14 protein-coding genes, 2 tRNA genes and 3 pseudogenes are annotated in these 19,145 nt (G+C 43.8%); 14 read left to right on the top strand and 5 right to left on the bottom strand.

Annotation, left to right across the window (positions count from 1 at the left end):
• Position 1: 1 nt before the first annotated feature.
• Positions 2-1,336, bottom strand: coding sequence for an amino-acid N-acetyltransferase (gene argA / locus BM329_RS02080; protein WP_092548178.1), 1,335 nt, complete (start codon positions 1,334-1,336; stop codon positions 2-4).
• 240 nt (positions 1,337-1,576) lie between these two features.
• Here argA and amiC point away from each other — a divergent pair, with 240 nt between their 5' ends.
• Positions 1,577-2,824, top strand: coding sequence for an N-acetylmuramoyl-L-alanine amidase AmiC (gene amiC, locus BM329_RS02075; protein ID WP_092548175.1), 1,248 nt, complete (start codon positions 1,577-1,579; stop codon positions 2,822-2,824).
• Between the two features lie 190 nt (positions 2,825-3,014).
• Here the strand turns inward: amiC and BM329_RS02070 are convergent.
• Both BM329_RS02070 and BM329_RS02065 read right to left on the bottom strand, forming a co-directional pair.
• Positions 3,015-3,091: transfer RNA gene (locus BM329_RS02070), tRNA-Met, on the bottom strand.
• 156 nt (positions 3,092-3,247) lie between these two features.
• Positions 3,248-3,324: transfer RNA gene (locus tag BM329_RS02065), tRNA-Met, on the bottom strand.
• A 227-nt stretch (positions 3,325-3,551) separates the two neighbouring features.
• Between BM329_RS02065 and mltA the strand changes: the two genes are divergently transcribed.
• On the top strand, positions 3,552-4,646 hold the full coding sequence (mltA, locus tag BM329_RS02060; protein ID WP_092548172.1) for a murein transglycosylase A: 1,095 nt from the start codon (positions 3,552-3,554) through the stop codon (positions 4,644-4,646).
• Positions 4,647-4,798: 152 nt separating this feature from the next.
• Entirely contained in the window at positions 4,799-5,611 is an 813-nt protein-coding gene (gene tcdA, locus BM329_RS02055) for a tRNA cyclic N6-threonylcarbamoyladenosine(37) synthase TcdA (RefSeq protein WP_092548169.1), read from the top strand.
• A gap of 148 nt (positions 5,612-5,759) precedes the next feature.
• Here tcdA and csdE read toward each other — a convergent pair whose 3' ends face one another.
• Together csdE and csdA are read right to left on the bottom strand one after the other, a co-directional pair.
• Complete coding sequence (csdE, locus tag BM329_RS02050) at positions 5,760-6,218, bottom strand: cysteine desulfurase sulfur acceptor subunit CsdE (protein ID WP_092548166.1); 459 nt, start codon at positions 6,216-6,218, stop codon at positions 5,760-5,762.
• 61 nt (positions 6,219-6,279) lie between these two features.
• Positions 6,280-7,488 carry a cysteine desulfurase CsdA gene (gene csdA / locus BM329_RS02045; protein WP_092548163.1) on the bottom strand — a complete coding sequence of 403 codons (1,209 nt, stop codon included), beginning with the start codon at positions 7,486-7,488 and terminating at the stop codon, positions 6,280-6,282.
• A 404-nt stretch (positions 7,489-7,892) separates the two neighbouring features.
• Between csdA and BM329_RS02040 the strand changes: the two genes are divergently transcribed.
• From BM329_RS02040 to BM329_RS01990, 11 genes and pseudogenes are all read left to right on the top strand, one after another.
• A complete protein-coding gene (locus BM329_RS02040) occupies positions 7,893-8,819 on the top strand; it encodes a transcriptional regulator GcvA (protein ID WP_092548160.1) in 927 nt (308 codons plus the stop codon).
• A gap of 11 nt (positions 8,820-8,830) precedes the next feature.
• A pseudogene (locus BM329_RS15260) lies at positions 8,831-8,995 on the top strand (DUF423 domain-containing protein); the annotation flags it as partial.
• A complete protein-coding gene (rlmM, locus tag BM329_RS02030) occupies positions 8,988-10,085 on the top strand; it encodes a 23S rRNA (cytidine(2498)-2'-O)-methyltransferase RlmM (protein ID WP_092548157.1) in 1,098 nt (365 codons plus the stop codon). The pseudogene BM329_RS15260 and the gene rlmM, both read left to right, overlap by 8 nt.
• Positions 10,086-10,444: 359 nt before the next feature.
• The gene (locus BM329_RS02025; RefSeq protein ID WP_092548153.1) at positions 10,445-11,875 is read left to right on the top strand and encodes a serralysin family metalloprotease; all 1,431 of its coding nucleotides are present in this window, start codon (positions 10,445-10,447) and stop codon (positions 11,873-11,875) included.
• Positions 11,876-12,059: 184 nt separating this feature from the next.
• Positions 12,060-12,392, top strand: a complete 333-nt coding sequence (locus tag BM329_RS02020; protein WP_092548150.1) for an AprI/Inh family metalloprotease inhibitor — start codon at positions 12,060-12,062, stop codon at positions 12,390-12,392.
• Positions 12,393-12,406: 14 nt separating this feature from the next.
• Positions 12,407-14,191, top strand: a complete 1,785-nt coding sequence (locus BM329_RS02015) for a type I secretion system permease/ATPase (RefSeq protein WP_177216163.1) — start codon at positions 12,407-12,409, stop codon at positions 14,189-14,191.
• 51 nt (positions 14,192-14,242) lie between these two features.
• Positions 14,243-15,580, top strand: a complete 1,338-nt coding sequence (locus tag BM329_RS02010; RefSeq protein ID WP_092548147.1) for an HlyD family type I secretion periplasmic adaptor subunit — start codon at positions 14,243-14,245, stop codon at positions 15,578-15,580.
• A 5-nt stretch (positions 15,581-15,585) separates the two neighbouring features.
• Positions 15,586-16,983 carry a TolC family outer membrane protein gene (locus BM329_RS02005; RefSeq protein ID WP_092548144.1) on the top strand — a complete coding sequence of 466 codons (1,398 nt, stop codon included), beginning with the start codon at positions 15,586-15,588 and terminating at the stop codon, positions 16,981-16,983.
• A gap of 566 nt (positions 16,984-17,549) precedes the next feature.
• Positions 17,550-18,170 carry a phage baseplate protein gene (locus BM329_RS02000; protein ID WP_245758988.1) on the top strand — a complete coding sequence of 207 codons (621 nt, stop codon included), beginning with the start codon at positions 17,550-17,552 and terminating at the stop codon, positions 18,168-18,170.
• 127 nt (positions 18,171-18,297) lie between these two features.
• Positions 18,298-18,378 (top strand): annotated as a pseudogene (locus BM329_RS15175) (helix-turn-helix domain-containing protein); the annotation flags it as partial.
• A gap of 300 nt (positions 18,379-18,678) precedes the next feature.
• Positions 18,679-18,930, top strand: a pseudogene (locus BM329_RS01990) (terminase TerL endonuclease subunit); the annotation flags it as partial.
• Positions 18,931-19,145 lie beyond the last annotated feature (215 nt).

Genomic DNA, 19,145 nt, shown 5'->3' with positions numbered 1-19,145 from the left:
ATTAATGATTCTGTAAATCTAACATTAAGATTTTGGAACGGCGCTGATAGTTATACAGCGCTTGTTTCCCTACGGGTAGCATCTCGATCTCTGCGGGTTCAAAACCTTTTTCCTGAAACCAATGAATGCTGCGGGTTGTGAGTACGAAAAGTTTTTCCAGCCCTATTTGCTTGGCTTGGGCGGAAATAGCATTTAGCAGGATTTCACCTCGGGAAGAGTTTCGGTAGTCTGAATGCACGGCAACGCAGGCCATTTCCCCGATTTTTTCATCAGGGTAAGAATATAGCGCAGCACAGGCGATAGTGACGTTATCGTGTTCTATCAAAGTGAATTTGTCGATTTCCATTTCCAATTGTTCCCGCGAGCGGCGAACCAAAATACCATGCTGTTCCAATGGGCGAATAAGCTCAAGAATGCCACCGATATCATTAATATTGGCACGGCGGATTTGTTCGGAGCGTTCCATTACAATTTGGGTTCCGATACCTTTGCGGGAAAATAGCTCCTGAACCAGCGAACCATTTTCCTGATAGCTGATCAAATGACTGCGACGCACTCCACGGCGGCAGGCTTTGATAGCCCCCCTTAAGAAGCGAACAGTTCCTGAATAGTGTTCGCCCGCTTTTTCCAATTCATGCAGACGGGATTCCCCTTCGTTGGGAAAGAGTTCTGATAAGGTATTGTTTTCAGCATCAAGTACGCCCTGTGACGAGCAAAAGCCGATTAATTTTTCTGTTTTTAATTTGATTGCCAGCTGTGTTGCGATTTCTTCGGATGTCAGGTTAAAACTTTCTCCCGTGACGGAAACTGCAACTGGCCCAATCAGCACAATCGCATTATTGTCCAATTGCTGGTTGATGGCTTCTTCATCAATGCGGCGGATTTTGCCACTGTGGTAATAATCAATACCATCTTCGATACCTAAAGGTTGGGCGATAATAAAATTACCACTGACCACTTTAATATGGGCACCCTGCAATGGTGTATTACTCAGGCTCATAGAAAGACGTGCAGTAATATCCAATTGTAACAACCCTGCGACTTGCTTAACGAGATCCAATGTTTTGGTATCAGTCACTCTGGTATGTTTGTGATAGACCGACAGGCAGTTATGCTCCGCAATATTTTGTTCGATCTGTGGGCGGGCCCCGTACACGACAATTAAACGAATGCCTAGATTATGCAGCAATCCAATATCGTTAACGATGTTGGAGAAATTTTCATGGGCGATAGCTTCACCTCCCAACATAATGACAAAAGTCTTTCCCCGGTGTGCATTGATATACGGAACCGATTGCCGGACGATTTCAACCAATTCGGTACTGCGTTCTTTCATTAAACTCTCTCCGAATGAATTTTTATGCTTATTTTATGTGTTTCTATTCCTTTTGATAGGAAATGGCAAGAGGAAAAATGGATAAAAATAACGTTATTATTTATATTGGTATAAATAGATTGAGAGAGCATAAAATGCTTTTTTTTGATGACAGCGATTCTCTAATTAATTAGAGTCCCCGCCTAACGATTATTTTTAGCAAAAATTGCTGAGTTTGGCTGTTTTTAAATGGAATAAACGATGAGTTATTCAGACTATAATTCTTCACGTCGTCGTCTGCTGAAAGGCTCAGCAGCTGTATGGTTATTAAGCGTTAGTCCAATAGGTTACGCAACAAACTCAAAAGTAATTGCTGTCCGTATTTGGCCGGCATCAAGTTATACCAGAGTGACGCTGGAGTCTAATATTTCACTTAAGTACCGCCAATTCTCACTTTCAAATCCCAACCGTATTGTCATTGATTTACAGGGTATCCAGATCAATAGTGTCCTGAGCAGTATGGGAGCACAGGTTCAGCAGCGTGATCCCTACCTGAAATTGGTGCGGGCAGGGCAATTTGATCCCAAAACGGTGCGCTTGGTATTTGAAATTAAACAGCCTGTTGCTCCGCATATTTTTACGCTGCCGCCGATTGCGAAATTTAAGCATCGCTTGGTATTAGATCTTTATCCTAAAAAGGCAGCAAATGTGGATGATGATCCTTTACTGGCTTTGCTCGAAGAGTACAACAGCGGTGATTTGGAAAAGCATTTGCCTGCGAAGGCGCGTAAACCCGGTAAGGCAGGAAAAGATCGGCCGATTGTGATTATGCTCGATCCCGGTCACGGTGGCGAAGATTCGGGAGCCATTGGAAAATACAAAACCCGTGAAAAAGATATTGTGTTGCAAATTGCTCGTCGTTTACAGGCTCTTATTAAACGTGAACCTGGCATGAAAGTTTATATGACCCGTAATGAAGATGTATTTATTCCTTTGAAAGTGAGGGTAGCAAAAGCCCGCAAGATGCGTGCAGATCTATTTGTTTCTATTCATGCAGACGCCTTTACAAATCGATCTGCACGGGGTTCATCGGTATTTGCGCTTTCCACTAAGGGAGCGACCAGTAATACCGCCCGATTTTTAGCTCAGACTCAGAACGAGGCTGACTTGATTGGGGGAGTCAGTAAAAGTGGTGATAAATATTTAGATCATACTATGCTGGATTTGGTTCAAACCGCGACAATTAATGATAGCCTGAAATTTGGTGATGAAGTGCTCAAGCGGATGGGAAAAATTAATAAATTGCATAAAAATAGCGTCGATCAGGCGGGGTTTGCGGTATTAAAAGCGCCAGATATTCCTTCTGTTTTAGTAGAAACTGCATTTATTAGTAATCTGGAAGAAGAACGTAAACTGAAAACAGCGAGATTCCAGCAACAAATAGCAAAATCTATTTTTGCTGGTATTAAGGCTTACTTTAAAAATGGTGCCGAATTAGCTCGGCGGTGAAATATCCGCCTTGAATAAATTCTATAAAAAGCTATTTCTAAAAGTGACAACTTGCAATCAGTTTTAACTATTTTTATTGGGAAATCTGGGGAACCTATATAAGGAATAAATAAAATTCGGAAATTAATTTGAAACTCGAAGGGATTTGGATACAACGAAAATAGATGTAAATAGGTGTATTAAGAAAAGTTGGTTGCGGGGGCCGGATTTGAACCGACGACCTTCGGGTTATGAGCCCGACGAGCTACCAGGCTGCTCCACCCCGCGTCCGTCTATTTGCAAACTTTGATTATCAATAGTGGGCAAATACTGAATGATGACATTCTTTAATTATCAAATTCTTACTTTCTATACATATATGTTGCACTTATCAATAATGACATTATCAGTAATAACGCTATTAGTAATAACATTATATAAAATTGGTTGCGGGGGCCGGATTTGAACCGACGACCTTCGGGTTATGAGCCCGACGAGCTACCAGGCTGCTCCACCCCGCGTCTGATGTCGGCACACTATACTCTTGAACGATGCCGTTGCAAGCTTTTTTGTTGATATTTACTAAATTTATTTGCTTTTTGATTAAATGTTGGTCTTATTGTTTTGTTTTTGCTCGTTATGGCTTAATTAAAGCAGGAGTCTATTTTTTTCTAACTACATTTCATTATTTATTAGCGTTTGATATTGTTCATCGTCGAATAATGATGGTTGGAGATAAGGCGTAAATATGAAACTCTGGGGCAGATATTTTTTATGTGGGTTTGTCATTTTGTTATTATCGGGATGTCATCGACCGACCGAGCAGGGACAACAGTATAAAGATGGTCACATCACCCAAGATCTTCAACTGGTTAATACTCCCGATGCTCAAGGGCGGCCTGTGAATGCCAAGGATTTTGCCACTCAAGTTAACTTCATCAGTGAATCTTCTCCTCGCCTTTATAACAATAACCGTGAAACATTTGATGCTATCAAGAATTGGATATTGTCTGGTGGTGATACCCGTTATTTAAATGAATTTGGGTTATTGGCTTACCAAATGGAAGGTCAAGATAATTATGGTAACGTGAAATTTACCGGTTACTACACCCCCATTTTGCAAGCGCGGCATATTAAGCGGGGGAAATTTAAATATCCGCTGTACAGGATGCCACCTAAATCGCGTTTCGGTTTGCCAAACCGCGCAGCAATATACCGTGGAGCGCTGAATAAAAAATTTATCGTCGGGTACAGCAATTCCCTGATGGATAATTTTATGATGGAAGTGCAAGGAAGTGGTTATGTCGATTTTGGTGATGGTCAGCCATTGACCTTTTTTGGTTACGGGGGGAAAAATGGACATCCATACCGCAGTATTGGCAAGGTACTGATCGACCGTGGAGAAGTACCCAGTCAAAATATGTCAATGAAAACGATTCGCCAGTGGGGGGAAAGGAATAGTGAAACCGCAGTAAGAGAGCTATTGGAGCAAAATCCTTCATTTGTGTTCTTTAAATCTGAACCCTATACCTTTGTGCGAGGAGCCAGTGCGGTGCCTCTTGTGGCAAAAGCGTCTGTGGCATCCGATAGATCGTTGATCCCTCCGGGAACTGCGCTGTTGGCAGAAATACCTGTGCTGGATAATATGGGTAAATTTACCGGACAGTATCGAATGCGCCTGATGGTGGCACTGGATGTTGGTGGCGCCATCAAAGGGCATCATTTTGATATCTACCATGGTGTTGGTGATAACGCCGGAGAAATGGCCGGTTTTTATAATCACTATGGCCGTGTTTGGGTATTGAAGAAAGCCTCATCTGGTTTTTTGGTGGCAAACCAGTAAGATCCCCTGATTCAAACAATTAATCGATAACCTATCTCGACAGAGATATCCCGATGGATTTCGAGTTACAGCATGGCGGTAAGGGAGCAAATTCAACAAAGCTGTAGCTTGAAAGGCTAAGGGTATAGGTATTATTCAGGATTTATTTAGTGATGCAAATTTCTCTCTCTGATGCTTATCTCCAGCGTTTTGCGGGTACCGCTCGACTATATGGTCAGAAAGCGCTTTCATTATTTGCCCGTTCACATGTCTGTGTGGTGGGTATTGGCGGTGTCGGTTCATGGGCTGCGGAGGCTCTGGCTCGAACAGGCATTGGTGCCATCACATTGATTGACATGGATGATGTCTGTATTACCAATACCAATCGCCAGCTTCATACTCTGGTACAAAATGTCGGGTTGCCAAAAACGGAGGTCATTGCTGAACGGATACGGGCGATCAATCCAGAATGTCAGGTGACTTGCATTGATGATTTTGTGACGCCTGATAATGTAGCCGAATTGATGTCCACGGGATTTAGTTATGTGATTGATGCCATTGATAGCATACGGCCAAAAGCGGCGTTATTGGCCTATTGTCGCCGGCATAAGATCCCCGTTGTGACAACTGGTGGAGCTGGTGGACAGCTTGACCCTACCCAGATTCAGGTCGTGGATTTGGCAAAAACGGTACAAGATCCGCTTGCGGCTAAATTGAAAGAACGTTTGAAGTCGGATTACCGCGTTGTGAAAAACGGTAAGGGCAAATTAGGCATTGATTGTGTTTTTTCAACAGAACAACTGGTTTACCCTCAATCAGACGGGACGGTCTGTGCGGCGAAGAGTACTGCGGATGGTTCGAAACGGATGGATTGTGCTTCTGGTTTTGGTGCCGCAACGATGGTTACGGCAACCTTTGGTTTTGTGGCAGTCTCCCACGCCCTGAAAAAGATGGTGGCAAAAGCCGGGCGGGAAAATACGTTGTAATATACCCAATGGATTTCAAGATGCAGCGCGACAGCAAGGGAATGAACCCCCAGGAGCATAGCTAACTATGTGACTGGGGTGAGTGAGCGCAGCCAACAAAGCTGCAACTTGAAAGACGACGGGTATACGATATCTACAAATGCAGTCTCTACTGTATATAGGTACGGGCAATATCCTTGATGGTATTAATCAAGGATTTCACGCCATTGAGCCGTGAGCCACTTAATTGCTGTGTGAGACCGAGTTGCTGGAATAATTCCGTTAAAGGTGTTTGTAAAATCTGTGCTGGTGTTTTGTTTTCTACGACGGTCAATATAACGGCTAATAACCCTTTGACAATGCGGCCTTCGCTATCAGCGTAAAAATGCAGATGGCCGTCAGGGCGTAATTGATGCCCCAGCCAGACGCGATTTTCGCAGCCGGGCATTTCAATGTTTTGTTGTTTTAATTCATCCGCTAAAGTCGGCAGTTTTCTGGCTAACAGAATCAGCTGCCGATAGCGATCTTCCCATAATTTGCATTGCTGGAAGAGTTCAATAAGTTGTTGCTCCGTGATTTCCGTTCCAAACGGGTGCGGTGCAAGGATAGTATCTGAAAGTTGTGTCATCGGTTATGTATCTTGCGGTGAGTTTATTAGGGTTTTTAATCCGTTCATTATTCATTATTCATTATTCATCATTCAGCAGCGACAGGGCAAATTTCACAGCGCTGACCAGTTTATCTGCATCTTGTTGATTATTATAAGGCATGAATGAGGCGCGCAGACAACCATTGACGCACAGGGCATCCAGCAGAGGCTGGGCACAATGCTGGCCTGAACGCAGTGAAATATTCTGTTCAGCAATTAAGGTTGCTAGATCACTGTGATGTATTCCTGCAATATTAAAAGCCAGAAGACAGGAGTTCGCCGTACGGTAACTGATAAATCCCGGTAAGGTACTGAGTTGTTGCTCGGCATAATCCGTCAGGGCGATTGCATGGGATTCGGCAAGCTGGATATCGACGGTTTTCAACCATTCCAGGGTTGCTGCAAATCCGATTACACCGGCGACATTCGGGGTACCTGCTTCAAAGCGATAAGGTACGGCTTCCGGTGTGAAACCCTCGAATGAAACTCGGGTCAGCATTTTTCCGCCCCCATGCCACGGTGACATCATATTCAGCAACTCACTTTTGCCGTACAGCACGCCCAATCCGTTCGGACCATACAGTTTATGGGCAGAAAAAGCGTAAAAATCGATATTCAATTGTTGCACATCAACGGCAGAATGCACGATACCCTGAGCGCCATCAACCAGTACCCGGCAATTATATTGATGTGCGAGTGTTGTGACCCGGGTGAGATCCACTGTGGCACCAGTCACGTTCGACATCTGGCTGATGGCAATCAGTCGGCTTTTTTCATTCAACAGTTCTGCGAGCGTCGCTATTTCTGGCTGACGGTGGTTGCCTATTGGCCATTTAACGATTTTGGCTTCGGTCTGTTCTGCCAGAATCAGCCACGGAAGCAGGTTGGAATGATGTTCCTGTTCGCTGACTATGATTTCATCGCCAGCACTCAGGCGAGGGCGAAAGTAACTTTGTGCGACTAAGTTAATGGATTCAGTAGTGCCTTTTGTCCAGATGATATCTTCAGGTAATGGCGCGTTAATCAATTCCGATACCAGTGATCGAGCCTGTTCATAACGAGCGGTCATGGCTTGTGCAGTGGCGTGTTGGCTGCGATGAACCGTTGCACTGTGGTTTTGGTAATAGTGCTTGGTCGCTTCAATCATGCATATTGGTTTTAATGCCGTAGCGGCACTGTCCAGAAATATGGTTGATTGTTGCAGGGCAGGAAATCGCTGGCGGAATTTTTCTGAGTCAAAGGCTTTCATAAATGATGTTAATTTAATCGTTGTGTGATAAAGAATAAGTTTTTCTTTAATCAGGTTAGGAAGGATTCTACAGGAAAGTTGAGAAAAAAAGCACCGCAATTGCGGTGCATTAAAAAATCACTATGGACAGACAGGGTAAATGTACAGGAAGTGAAAAAATAGTAGCCTAAGCTACAAGGTCTGGTAATCCCAGACAACTTGCAAACACAACATCACAACCACAAAGCCAAAAGTATCAATGTATTGCTACAAAGAGGCTTTTCGTTCCGGCTTAGGAAGTGCGCACACTATAGGGATTTGCTGGTATATCATCAATGGAAAAATTATAATGATTCGGATTATAAAAACTAATACCTGAACGAAAAGAGTTACCGGTATCGTCACCACCATATTAAGAAATGAACATGTCCAAACGTTTACCTCCACTTAATGCGTTACGAGTTTTTGATGCCGCTGCCCGTCATTTAAGTTTTACTAAAGCAGCAGAAGAATTATTTGTGACTCAGGCTGCTGTTAGTCATCAGATGAAAAGCTTGGAAGATTTTCTGGGATTGAAGCTTTTTCGTCGTCGTAACCGTTCGCTACTGCTAACCGAAGATGGGCAGAGTTATTATCTCGATATTAAAGAGATTTTTATCGCGATTAATGAAGCAACTCGTAAGCTTCAGGCACGCATCGCTAAAGGTGCATTAACGGTCAGTTTATCTCCCAGCTTTGCCATTCAATGGCTGGTTCCCCGACTTTCTGGCTTTAATCAGAGTTTTCCGGGCATTGATGTCAGAATTCAGGCGATAGATAGGGAAGAGGATAAACTGGCTGATGATGTTGATGTGGCGATTTTTTATGGGCGAGGCAACTGGCCGGGTTTGAGGACAGATCGGCTCTATCCCGAATATCTGCTGCCTGTTTGTTCCCCTTCGTTGCTGATGGGAGATCGCCCATTAAAAACGCCCGCAGATCTTGCCAAACATACTTTGTTGCATGACTTATCCCGGAGGGATTGGCAGGCCTATATTCGCCAGCTTGATATGCAACAGCATATCAATGTCCAGCAGGGGCCAATATTCAGTCATAGCTCCATGGTAATTCAGGCTGCTGTGCATGGTCAGGGGGTTGCTCTTGCCAATAATGTCATGGCACAAAATGAAATTGATGCAGGTCGCCTTGTCTGCCCATTCAATGATGTTTTGGTCAGTAAGAACGCATTTTATTTGGTTTGTCACGATAATCAGGCAGAATTGGGTAAGATTGTGGCTTTTCGGAAATGGATACTGACGCAAGCTGCGACAGAGCAGGAGAGGTTAGGGTTTATTACTCAATATATCCAATAGCTATATATCCAATTGTGCTGTTTAGTGGCAGTCTTTATTGTCTGGCTTTTTTATCTTTACCACTAAAATTTTTAGTGTATCTGACACCAATTGATGGGTTCGGTTTTCTGATTGGTTGGTTATGTGTATTAATTGGCGCTCTGCGTCTAAGGAAATCGGCGCTTAGCCATGAATAAAGTTGCTTTATATTGCCGCCCTGGTTTTGAAAAAGAGTGTGCGGCGGAAATTACCGATAAAGCGGGTAAGAAAGAGATTTACGGTTTTGCCCGCGTGAAAGAAAACAGTGGATATGTGCTGTTTGAGTGTTATCAGCCTGATGATGCCGACCGTTTGATCCGTGAAATTCCGTTTAAGGAGTTGATTTTTGCCCGCCAAATGTTGGTTGTTGGTGAATTGCTGAAAGATTTGCCGCAGGAAGATCGTATTACGCCGATTGTTGGTATGTTGATCGGTGTGGTTGAACGGGCAGGCGAGCTGCGTGTAGAAGTACCGGATACGAATGAAAGTAAGGAATTGATGAAATTCTGCCGTAAATTTACGGTTCCGTTGCGAAATGCGTTGCGCCAGGAAAAACTTTTACTGGCGAAAGAAAATCACAACCGTCCTGTGATCCATATCTTTTTCATTGCGCCGGGTTGCTGCTATGTGGGTTATTCCTACAGTAACAATAATTCCCGTTTCTATATGGGCATTCCCCGCCTGAAATTCCCATCAGATGCGCCAAGCCGTTCAACACTGAAACTTGAAGAAGCCTTTCATGTGTTTATTCCTTATGACGAATGGGAAGAGCGTTTGAGCAGCGGCCTTCATGCCGTCGATCTTGGTGCTTGTCCCGGAGGTTGGACTTACCAGCTTGTGAAACGCAGTATGCTGGTTCATGCGGTAGATAATGGCCGGATGGCTGATAGTCTGATGGAAACGGGTCAAGTGAAGCATCATCGAGTGGATGGCTTCAAATTTGAACCAACAGTGAAAAATATTTATTGGCTGGTTTGTGACATGGTTGAGAAACCTGCCAAAGTTGCACAGTTAATAACGGATTGGATGACAAAAAGCTGGTGTCGTGAGGCGATCTTCAACCTTAAGTTGCCAATGAAAAAGCGCAACGAAGAAGTAGCTCATATTTTGCTGAAAATGGAACAGCAATTAAAAGAAAATGGTGTGAATGTTCAAATTCAGGCTAAACACTTGTATCACGATCGTGAAGAGATCACGGTACATGTTCGCCGTATTTGGTCTGTATATGCACATGAACGAGATTATTGATGATTTTGGGGTTTAATAAATTTCAAATTGTATAAAAAAAGCGCAATTTGAAAAAGGGAAGGGTTAAAAGATAATTCTTTCTTAAGATCAATCCTCAGTAGATAAAAACAGTATTATTTAATAATAAATAATACTGTTTTTTTGTTATCAAAAAAGTTATTTAAGATCTAATAATTAAATATATAAACTAAATTTGTTTAATATGTATTCTAAAAAGATATATTAATTATTTTTACACAGACAAGAACTAACGCTATTTTATTCTGGAGTTTTATTTCTAGAGAATTTAAAACTTTAGCTCCCGTTACTACTAATATTTCGGGTTTTAGGATATTCATGTTGTTTTATAGGAGATTTATATGACCTCAACGAAAAAATATACCTATGCGGGGTTATCTGATTCCAATTCTGTTCAGGATGTTAACTCACTTCTCACAGCCTATGTTCCAAATTCTGATCCTAATATTCTTGTTGTACATGAGCCAGCCGCAGATGAAGCGCCGGGTGAGCTTGTGCGTGGTCATTATAAATGGGGCAATAAATACGTTAATTCTTCTGGAACATTAGAATTATCGTATAACTTCATGGAATCAGAACCACTGTTCATGCCTTACTTTAAGATTACCGGTTTCAGTGCTTTTAATGAAGAGCACGAAGAAGCTGCGAAACTTTCTTTACAATCTTGGTCTGATGTTGCCAATATTAAATTTACCGAAGCGAGTCTTAATAAGGCCAATATCATTTTTGGTTTATTTGATCATAGCCTTAACAATGATTATGCATTTGCAAATCTGCCACAGGGACAGAAAACGGTTTATACTTGGTATAATGCGAAAAGCCATACTTTTGTAGACAATGATATTGATGTGAATGGTTATATCCGTCAGACATTCACTCATGAAATTGGACATGCATTAGGACTAGAACATCCTGCCGATTATGACGGTTCTGATAAAGTTCGTCCGAGTTATGCCAATAAAGCGAAATATTTCGAAGATTCCCGTGCCTATACCGTCATGAGTTACTTCAGTGAAAAAATCACGGGGCAAGATTTCAAATATGGGTATTCATCTGCACCTTTGCTGAATGATATTTCCGCCATTCAGGAGTTATATGGCGCGAATATGGAAACTCGCAAGGATGATACTGTGTACGGTTTCAATTCCAATACCGAGCGCGATTTCATGACGGCTACCGATGCTAATAGCAAACTCATTTTCAGTGTCTGGGATGCTGGCGGCGAAGATACCTTTGATTTCTCCGGCTTTACTCAAAATCAGCGTATTAACCTGAATGAAGGCGCTTTCTCTGATGTTGGTGGCTTGAAAGGCAATGTTTCCATCGCCCGTGGCGTTGTGATTGAAAACGCGATCGGCGGCAGTGGGAACGACATTCTGGTGGGTAACAGCGCTGATAACATCCTGAAAGGCGGCGCAGGTGATGACATCATTTATGGTGGCCTCGGCGGTGATCATTTGTGGGGCGGTGAAGGCAACGATACATTTGTTTATCTGAATGGAAAAGAATCATTGAAAGATAACCCAGATTGGATTCATGACTTTATCTCTGGTGAAGACAAGATTGACCTGTCTGATTTCAATTTCGGCGGCACTGGCGATATCAAATTCGTGGATTCGTTCTCAGGTAAGGCGGGCGAAGTACTGTTCACTTATGATGAAGAGAATCAAGCAACCGATTTGGAGATCAGCCTCGGTGGTGATCTGGCTGGCAATGATTTTCTGGTGAAAGTGATCGGGCAACCGTTAACTGAGGCAGATTTCATCGTCTGATGAGTTCATCACAATAACGAAATACTGCCGTATGCCTCCAGGTGTGCGGCAGTATTATGGAAAGGGGGTAACCATGTTATATAAATATCGAAGTTTATTGCCTGTTTTCTTTAATTCCCTTTTATCACTTTTTCCGAAATTGAGTTTATCAATAATTTTATCCCTCTTTTTTGTAGGAGGATGTATGGCCAGTAGTTTGAGACTTCCAGCAGTCGATGAATTGAAAGGATTATGGCAACTCTCCGATGGGAATGAGCTGTGTAGTATTGAATTGACTGATAACCGTCTACCTGAAGGTTCAATTTGGGCTGTGAAAGGTGATTCTTGTGTGACTGAATTGATTGGGCAGCCTGTTGAAGGATGGTATCCGTCTCCTGATGGCATCGCATTAACCAATGATGATGGTAACAGCCTGGCCTTTTTTAGCCATGAATCGGAACAGTGGATCGCTTACTTTGTTGATGGCAAGGAACTGGTCATGACATTTAATGGTACTGCGAAGGCAGTAACGAAGTAAAACATGATAAAGGGATGGCTGTGAAACTACGTTTTCCGAAGGACGAAATCACGGATGTTATCCGTGCCCGTAGCGGGGTTTTCTGGACTCTTGGATTATTTACGGCATTCAGTAATATGCTGATGTTGGTTCCTTCTGTTTATATGTTGCAGGTATATGATCGGGTGTTGCCATCCAGCAATGAAATGACCCTGCTGATGCTCACGCTTATCACTCTGGGGATGTTTGCCATCATGGGCGGGCTGGAATATATTCGGAGTCAGGTCGTGATCCGCATTGGCAGTCAGTTTGATATGTGCCTGAACCAGCGGGTTTATACTGCTTCGTATGAATCCAACTTAAAAAGCGGTTTAACAGATGCCGGGCAGATGCTCAATGATTTGGCGACTATCCGTCAGTTTCTGACAGGCAATGCTCTGTTTGCCTTTTTTGATGCTCCTTGGTTCCCTCTCTATCTCTGTGTCATTTTCCTGTTCAGCCCGTATCTGGGTTTATTGGCGCTGGCAGGGGCGATCATTTTGATCACGCTGGCGGTATTGAATCAGTGGTTATCTCAAGCGCCCTTGGCAGAAGCCAGTAACCTCTCTTTACGTTCCACTCATTTGGCCAGCACTAATTTGCGCAATGCGGAAGTGATTGAAGCGCTTGGCATGTTACCGGCATTGCGTCGTCGTTGGTTTGATTTACATAAACGCTTTCTTCATTTTCAGCGTATCGCCAGTGAGCGATCTGCATCGATCACTGCCATAACTAAAACTGTCCGCATGGCTCTGCAATCGTTGATTCTGGGATTAGGGGGCTGGCTGGCGATTGCGGGAAATATCACACCGGGCATGATGATTGCCGGCTCTATTTTGATGGGGAGAGCGTTATCCCCAATTGAGCAGTTGATACAGGCCTGGAAGAGCCTGAGCGCGGCTCGTTTATCATGGCAGCGGTTAAGCACGTTACTGGAAGCACAGCCAGAGCGCAGAAGTGGTATGTCATTGCCAGCGCCAAAAGGGGAATTGCGGCTGGAGAAAGTGTCAGCAATCCCACCGCGTAAGACTCGGGTCTTACAAGCCTCACAAAACGGGGGGGTACAAAATACCCAGTATGTTTTACAAGATATCAGCATTGCCCTGAATTCTGGTGATGTTCTGGGCGTGATTGGTCCCAGCGCGTCGGGGAAATCCACTCTGGCACGTTTGCTGGTAGGCATTTGGCCTGCGCAGGAAGGTGTGGTGCGGCTTGATGATGCTGATATTTACCAGTGGAACAAAGATGCATTAGGAGCATTTGTCGGCTATCTTCCGCAGGACATTGAACTGTTTGGTGGCACGATTGCAGAGAATATAGCCCGTTTTAGTGATGTTGATCCTGAAAAAGTCATTGAAGCAGCGAAAAAAGCGGGTGTCCATGAATTAGTGCTTAATCTTGAGCAGGGTTATGACACGCTGATTGGAGCGGGGGGAATGGGGCTATCGGGCGGACAAAAGCAGCGAATCGGTCTGGCTCGCGCTTTGTACGGCAACCCGTCGCTGGTGGTATTGGATGAACCTAACTCGAATCTGGATGATATGGGTGAAAAAGCGCTCAGTCATGCGATTACACAATTGCGGGAGCAAGGTAAAACCGTCATCGTCGTCACTCATCGGCCGGCATTGCTGTCGCAGACAAACAAAATCTTGCTGCTGGTTCAGGGAAAAATGAAGCTGTTTGGTCCTTCCCAGCAAGTCATGGCGGCGCTGTCTCAATCTCAGGCTCAGGCTTCGTCACAACCACAATCACCGCTAAAAGCGGCTGAACGTGCGTCGTAACATGATTCAACCCTATTGTAATTCTTGGAAGATGGCTATCCGGGAGTAAATATGTCTTATCAGAATAATGCAGAAGATGCCCAACAAGAGGCATCGGAATTATTGCCGCTGGATGCGAATCGTTACCTGCGAACCGGCTGGCTGATTATTGGCATCGGCATTTTGGGATTTCTCATTTGGGCGGCGTTGGCACCACTGGATAAAGGCGTGGCTTCTTCGGGGACGGTCGTCGTGGATGGTAACCGTAAAACAGTTCAGTCTCCTGTTAATGGGATTATCCGGCAAATTCAGGTGAAAGAGGGGCAACAGGTCAAGGCTGGTCAGGTTTTGGTTCAGCTGAGTCAGGTGCAGGTCAATGCGCAGATTGATTCCCTCAAACAGCAACTGTACACCACACAGGCGACGGAAGCGCGATTGCTGGCAGAGCAACAGGGACTGGAGGTGATCGTTTTTCCTTCCGCATTGTTGACGGAACAGTCAGAACCCCGCATTCACGATATTTTGGCATTGCAGAAACAGCTCTTTTTATCACGCCGTGAAATATTGCGCAGTGATCTGGCCGGAATGCATCAGGCTGAAGAGGGGCTGAATTTCCAGATCAAAGGGCTGAGGGCAGCGCTGGTGAGCAAACAGCAGCAACAGGATTCGCTCAAAGAGCAGATGACGAATTTGCGTCCCCTGACGGAAGAGGGCTATTTTCCCCGTAACCGTTATCTGGAGTTACTGCGTAGCCAAAGCGAATTAAGTGGCGGCATGGCCGAAATGGCGGGGCGAATGGGGCAGCTTGAAAAGCAGAGACAGGAAACACAACAGCGGGTGATCCAACGTCAGGCAGATTATCAGCGTGAAGTGCGCAGCCAACTGTCGGATGTGCAGGTACTGGCGAATGAGTTGAAAAATAAACTGGAAACGGCGCAATTCGATCTGTCGCACACCGCCATTATTGCTCCGGTAGAGGGGGTGGTCGTCGGGTTAACCGTGTTTACCCAAGGTGGGGTGGTCGCTTCCGGTGAAAAGCTAATGGAAATTCTGCCTGCCCAAAGTGCGCTTGAAGTGGAGACACGACTGATGGTGAGTCTGATTGACAAGGTTGCCGTGGGACAGGAGGTAGATTTGATGTTTACGGCTTTCAACCAGAGCCGGACACCGAAAGTTACGGGGAAAGTGGCGGTGGTTTCCGCCGACCGTTTGGTGGATGACATCACAAGAGAGCCTTATTACCAGATGCGATTAAGAGTCATGCCGGAAAGCATGGAAAAACTGGCGGGATTGAATATTAAACCGGGCATGCCCGTTGAGGTATTCGTCAAAACTGGTTCACGCTCTCTGCTGAGTTATCTGTTCAAGCCGTTGGTGGACAGGGCATCCACGTCACTGATTGAGGAGTAAGGGCGATGTTGAGGCATCACGGAGTTACCTATGGGCGCATTTTGTTACTGCCTCTATGTTTGACGCTGTTATTAATGGGGACATCCATCTTTGCTGGTTTTGCCAGAGCGCTCTCCTTGACAGAGGCTTATGCGTTGGCTTTACAGCACGATCCCACCTTTCAGGCTGCCATTAAAGCGCAGGAAGCGGGACAGGAGGAGAAAAATCTTGGGTTGGCGGAGTTATTGCCCAGATTATCATTCAGTTATCAGAATGCGCCGAAAAATGGGCAGAAGATGGTATCTCATGCTGTCGATCTACGGGGCAGGAACACCAAAGAGAGCCGTAATCGGCAATATCGCAGTTACAGCAGTACGGTGCTTCTGACCCAGCCATTAATCGATTTCGAGGCTTGGGCACGTTACCGCACCCGTCAGGCCTATGCATTGATGAGTGATGCCCGTTTTCGCTCGGATAGTCAGCAACTGGCAGTCAGAGTTGTCAACAGCTATGTGGCGGTGGCTTATGCACAAGACAGGTTGGAACAAGTTACCCAGCAGCGGGTTGTTTATGAAGAACAATTGGTGCGCAATCAGAAATTGTTTGTTTCTGGGGAAGGTACCCGCACGGATGTGGCTGAAACTGAGGCCCGTTATAGCCAAGTAATGGCGGATGAGTTAACCGTACAGGATGAACTGGATGCCGCCATCCGCGGCTTACAATTATTGGTTGGCATATCATTGCCGACAGACTTACCGATTAATCGCCTGTCCAACGTCCCCAAGTTCAAAATCATCAAACTGGATGCAGAACAGTATGCGGATTGGGAACAACGGGCGTTGTGGCATAACCCCCAGCTGGCGGCTACACGGCAGAAAATGGATGTGGCGTATCAGGATATTGAGAGCAACCGGGCGGGATTTCTGCCTAAACTGGAACTATACGCTTCCCATAGTGAAAATAAATCCAGCAGTGATAACAGTATCGATCAAAAATACCGGACAGATTCTGTTGGCTTACGTGTCTCAATGAACCTCTACAATGGCGGTGGAACCTCGGCTGCCCTGCGTCAGTCCGCAGCGAATTATGGCAAGACTAAATATGAGATGGATGCCCAGACGGGCGAGATATTAAATACGCTTCGCCGCCATTATAACGCTTGCATGAATGGTGAAAAGCGGATACGAGCCTATGAAAACTCTCTGAAAGCTGCTGAATTGCAAGTGGAGGCAACCCAGAAAAGTGTCGCGTTGGGGCAGCGGGTGAATGTCGATATTTTGAATGCAGAACAGCAACTCTATACCATCCGCCGTGAACTGTCTCAGGCGAAATATGACTACATGAAAGCATGGATAGGCTTGTTGAGTGAGTCAGGCCAATTAAATAGTGAACATATCAATTTGATTACGGGCTATTTTGGCTGAAATGATTAACGTGTGACACTATTTATCATTCTTCGTTTTATCATTCTTCGTTGCGTTTTCTCGCAAGATTCATCTGGAAATGGGTATCACGTGTTATACATTTCTTCTCCGTGATACACCAATGCCGCCACCTTCACCGACAATGTACAGTACTGAACCTTGAGCAACCGCTTTTGGCTAATTTTGACGGCATTTAGTTAATTTATGGACTTTACTTGCTTCTATTACTGAGAATAAATGATTAATAATCAAATAACTATGATATTTGGCATTCAACCATCTTTATAGAATATTCCACCTTTATAGCACCAAGTATTATCAGTTATTTGATAAATTTTATTGTTTACCATCTGTTATTTTGTGCCATTCTGCCATCAAAGCATACAATTTACTAAATATTAACCAGCTGAATTTAGCCCAGCCGTACTCTCCAGTATTGATGAACTGATTTTATTGATGTTCACAGGCGGAGAAGTATCCCACCGCCTCATATTGCCAAAGATATTTCCAATTAAACCTCTTTGGCTTAACTAGCAATGTACTTTGTTAATACATGAGGAATCAGTATGAGCATTCAAAATAAGAAACGCACAATAAAAACGTTATCTGAAGATGAATTGGCATTAGAACGGGAAAAACATGCTGTAACTATTGATATATTATATCCTGTTGGGATTGTTACATTTTTTGCTCAAAGTAAAGATCCAAATATTCTATTCCCTGACACAGTCTGGAAATATATTGGCGAAAATAAAACTATCAGGCTGGGAGCTTTAGACGGTTCCGACATTTTATCAATAGGAGGAAATGATGCTATCACACTGAAAGCTTCGCAACTCCCTCCCCATAATCACTCATTTTCAGCTACAACCGATTCATTTGATTATGGAATAAAATCAACCAGTGTTACAGGTGAGCATAAACATGCTACGGCGTTATCATATGATCAAAGTCAGGAACCTGTATGGGGAGGGTATATTCAGAAAGGAGTGGTAATTCGTGGAGCCAGCTATAAATCCAATGAAAAAGTTGCATACACAGATACTCAGGGCAATCATGCCCATTCTGTAAATATTGGTGCCCATCACCATACTGTTTCTGGAACAACATCAAATACTGGCCACAGGGAAATAATCGATATTACTAATGGTTATATTATGTTAATGGGATGGTATAGATTAGAATAAAGAACATTTGCATTAGCTGAATATCTAACTTTCAAAGCACTTCATTGGGGCGTTTTTTTCACGCCCCTTCTGTTATTTTCTACCAAAAATAACTCTCCTGCCTTCTGTCGGTATTAGGGACAAGCCTCTTTGTCCTTCTACATTAGCGAATACGCTTTCTCGCCCGTGGCCGAAAGGCGAATTGATTATTACTAATTTTCTCAATATTGCCGTATTTTCATTTCTTAAGTTCTCATGCTATCAGGTGTTATTTTAAATTCAAATAAAATCAAATGGATAATAAAATAAAAGACTGTATATTGTTCCAGTGTTTATTAGCGTTATCCCATTCTTGCAGCATACTGTGTATAAACATTTGTATAAATACTTCGAATGATCAAGGCTGATCATTTAAAGTTAAAGTTAAAGTTAAAGTTAAAGTTAAAGCTAAAGTTAAAGTTTTTGTAAATATTCTGTCTTCATGTTTCCCCCTCCACGGCGGAAGTCTTACCCGCTGTGATGAACGCCGGAGGTGTTCGTTAACCGCAAAGTCATTCGTCACAACGGCGATCCAGTACTTGCGTGGGCAATGTCTAATGTAGTGATGGAAACTGACGCGAACGCCAATATCAAACCGAATAAGAAGAAATCAGCAAATAAGATAGACCCTGCAATTGCGTTCCTGATGAGCTTTGGCACATGGCAGATTGAGCATGAAGAGTTTTCGTTCAATCTCAGTGATGAGCAGAAACGGCGAGTGGATAGCTTTGATGGAATTTAGATAACCGATTGATTTTTTTAATACCAGTGCAGTATAGGAATTAATGAAATCAAATGTTCAAAAGGTTAGATATTGCACACATTTTTGGGATTAGTCTCTAGTTTATTTAACAGTATTCTGGGTCGTGACATCAATCTATTGAATCATGTATAGTCTGTCTATTTGGAGAACATTCAAATGGCAAAGATTGATGTGACTTGCCCCTCTTGTTCTGC

Source organism: Xenorhabdus koppenhoeferi (assembly GCF_900116635.1).
Classification (GTDB): domain Bacteria; phylum Pseudomonadota; class Gammaproteobacteria; order Enterobacterales; family Enterobacteriaceae; genus Xenorhabdus; species Xenorhabdus koppenhoeferi.
This window is presented reverse-complemented; position numbering and strand designations above follow the sequence as displayed.

Coding starts and splice junctions, on each gene's coding strand:
- csdA (WP_092548163.1), bottom strand. CDS start 7,488: ATGAAAGCCTTTGACTCAGAAAAATTCCGCCAGCGATTTCCTGCCCTG.
- amiC (WP_092548175.1), top strand. CDS start 1,577: ATGAGTTATTCAGACTATAATTCTTCACGTCGTCGTCTGCTGAAAGGC.
- csdE (WP_092548166.1), bottom strand. CDS start 6,218: ATGACACAACTTTCAGATACTATCCTTGCACCGCACCCGTTTGGAACG.
- BM329_RS02010 (WP_092548147.1), top strand. CDS start 14,243: ATGTCTTATCAGAATAATGCAGAAGATGCCCAACAAGAGGCATCGGAA.
- BM329_RS02040 (WP_092548160.1), top strand. CDS start 7,893: ATGTCCAAACGTTTACCTCCACTTAATGCGTTACGAGTTTTTGATGCC.
- argA (WP_092548178.1), bottom strand. CDS start 1,336: ATGAAAGAACGCAGTACCGAATTGGTTGAAATCGTCCGGCAATCGGTT.
- rlmM (WP_092548157.1), top strand. CDS start 8,988: ATGAATAAAGTTGCTTTATATTGCCGCCCTGGTTTTGAAAAAGAGTGT.
- BM329_RS02020 (WP_092548150.1), top strand. CDS start 12,060: ATGGCCAGTAGTTTGAGACTTCCAGCAGTCGATGAATTGAAAGGATTA.
- BM329_RS02015 (WP_177216163.1), top strand. CDS start 12,407: ATGGCTGTGAAACTACGTTTTCCGAAGGACGAAATCACGGATGTTATC.
- BM329_RS02005 (WP_092548144.1), top strand. CDS start 15,586: ATGTTGAGGCATCACGGAGTTACCTATGGGCGCATTTTGTTACTGCCT.
- tcdA (WP_092548169.1), top strand. CDS start 4,799: ATGCAAATTTCTCTCTCTGATGCTTATCTCCAGCGTTTTGCGGGTACC.
- BM329_RS02000 (WP_245758988.1), top strand. CDS start 17,550: ATGAGCATTCAAAATAAGAAACGCACAATAAAAACGTTATCTGAAGAT.
- mltA (WP_092548172.1), top strand. CDS start 3,552: ATGAAACTCTGGGGCAGATATTTTTTATGTGGGTTTGTCATTTTGTTA.
- BM329_RS02025 (WP_092548153.1), top strand. CDS start 10,445: ATGACCTCAACGAAAAAATATACCTATGCGGGGTTATCTGATTCCAAT.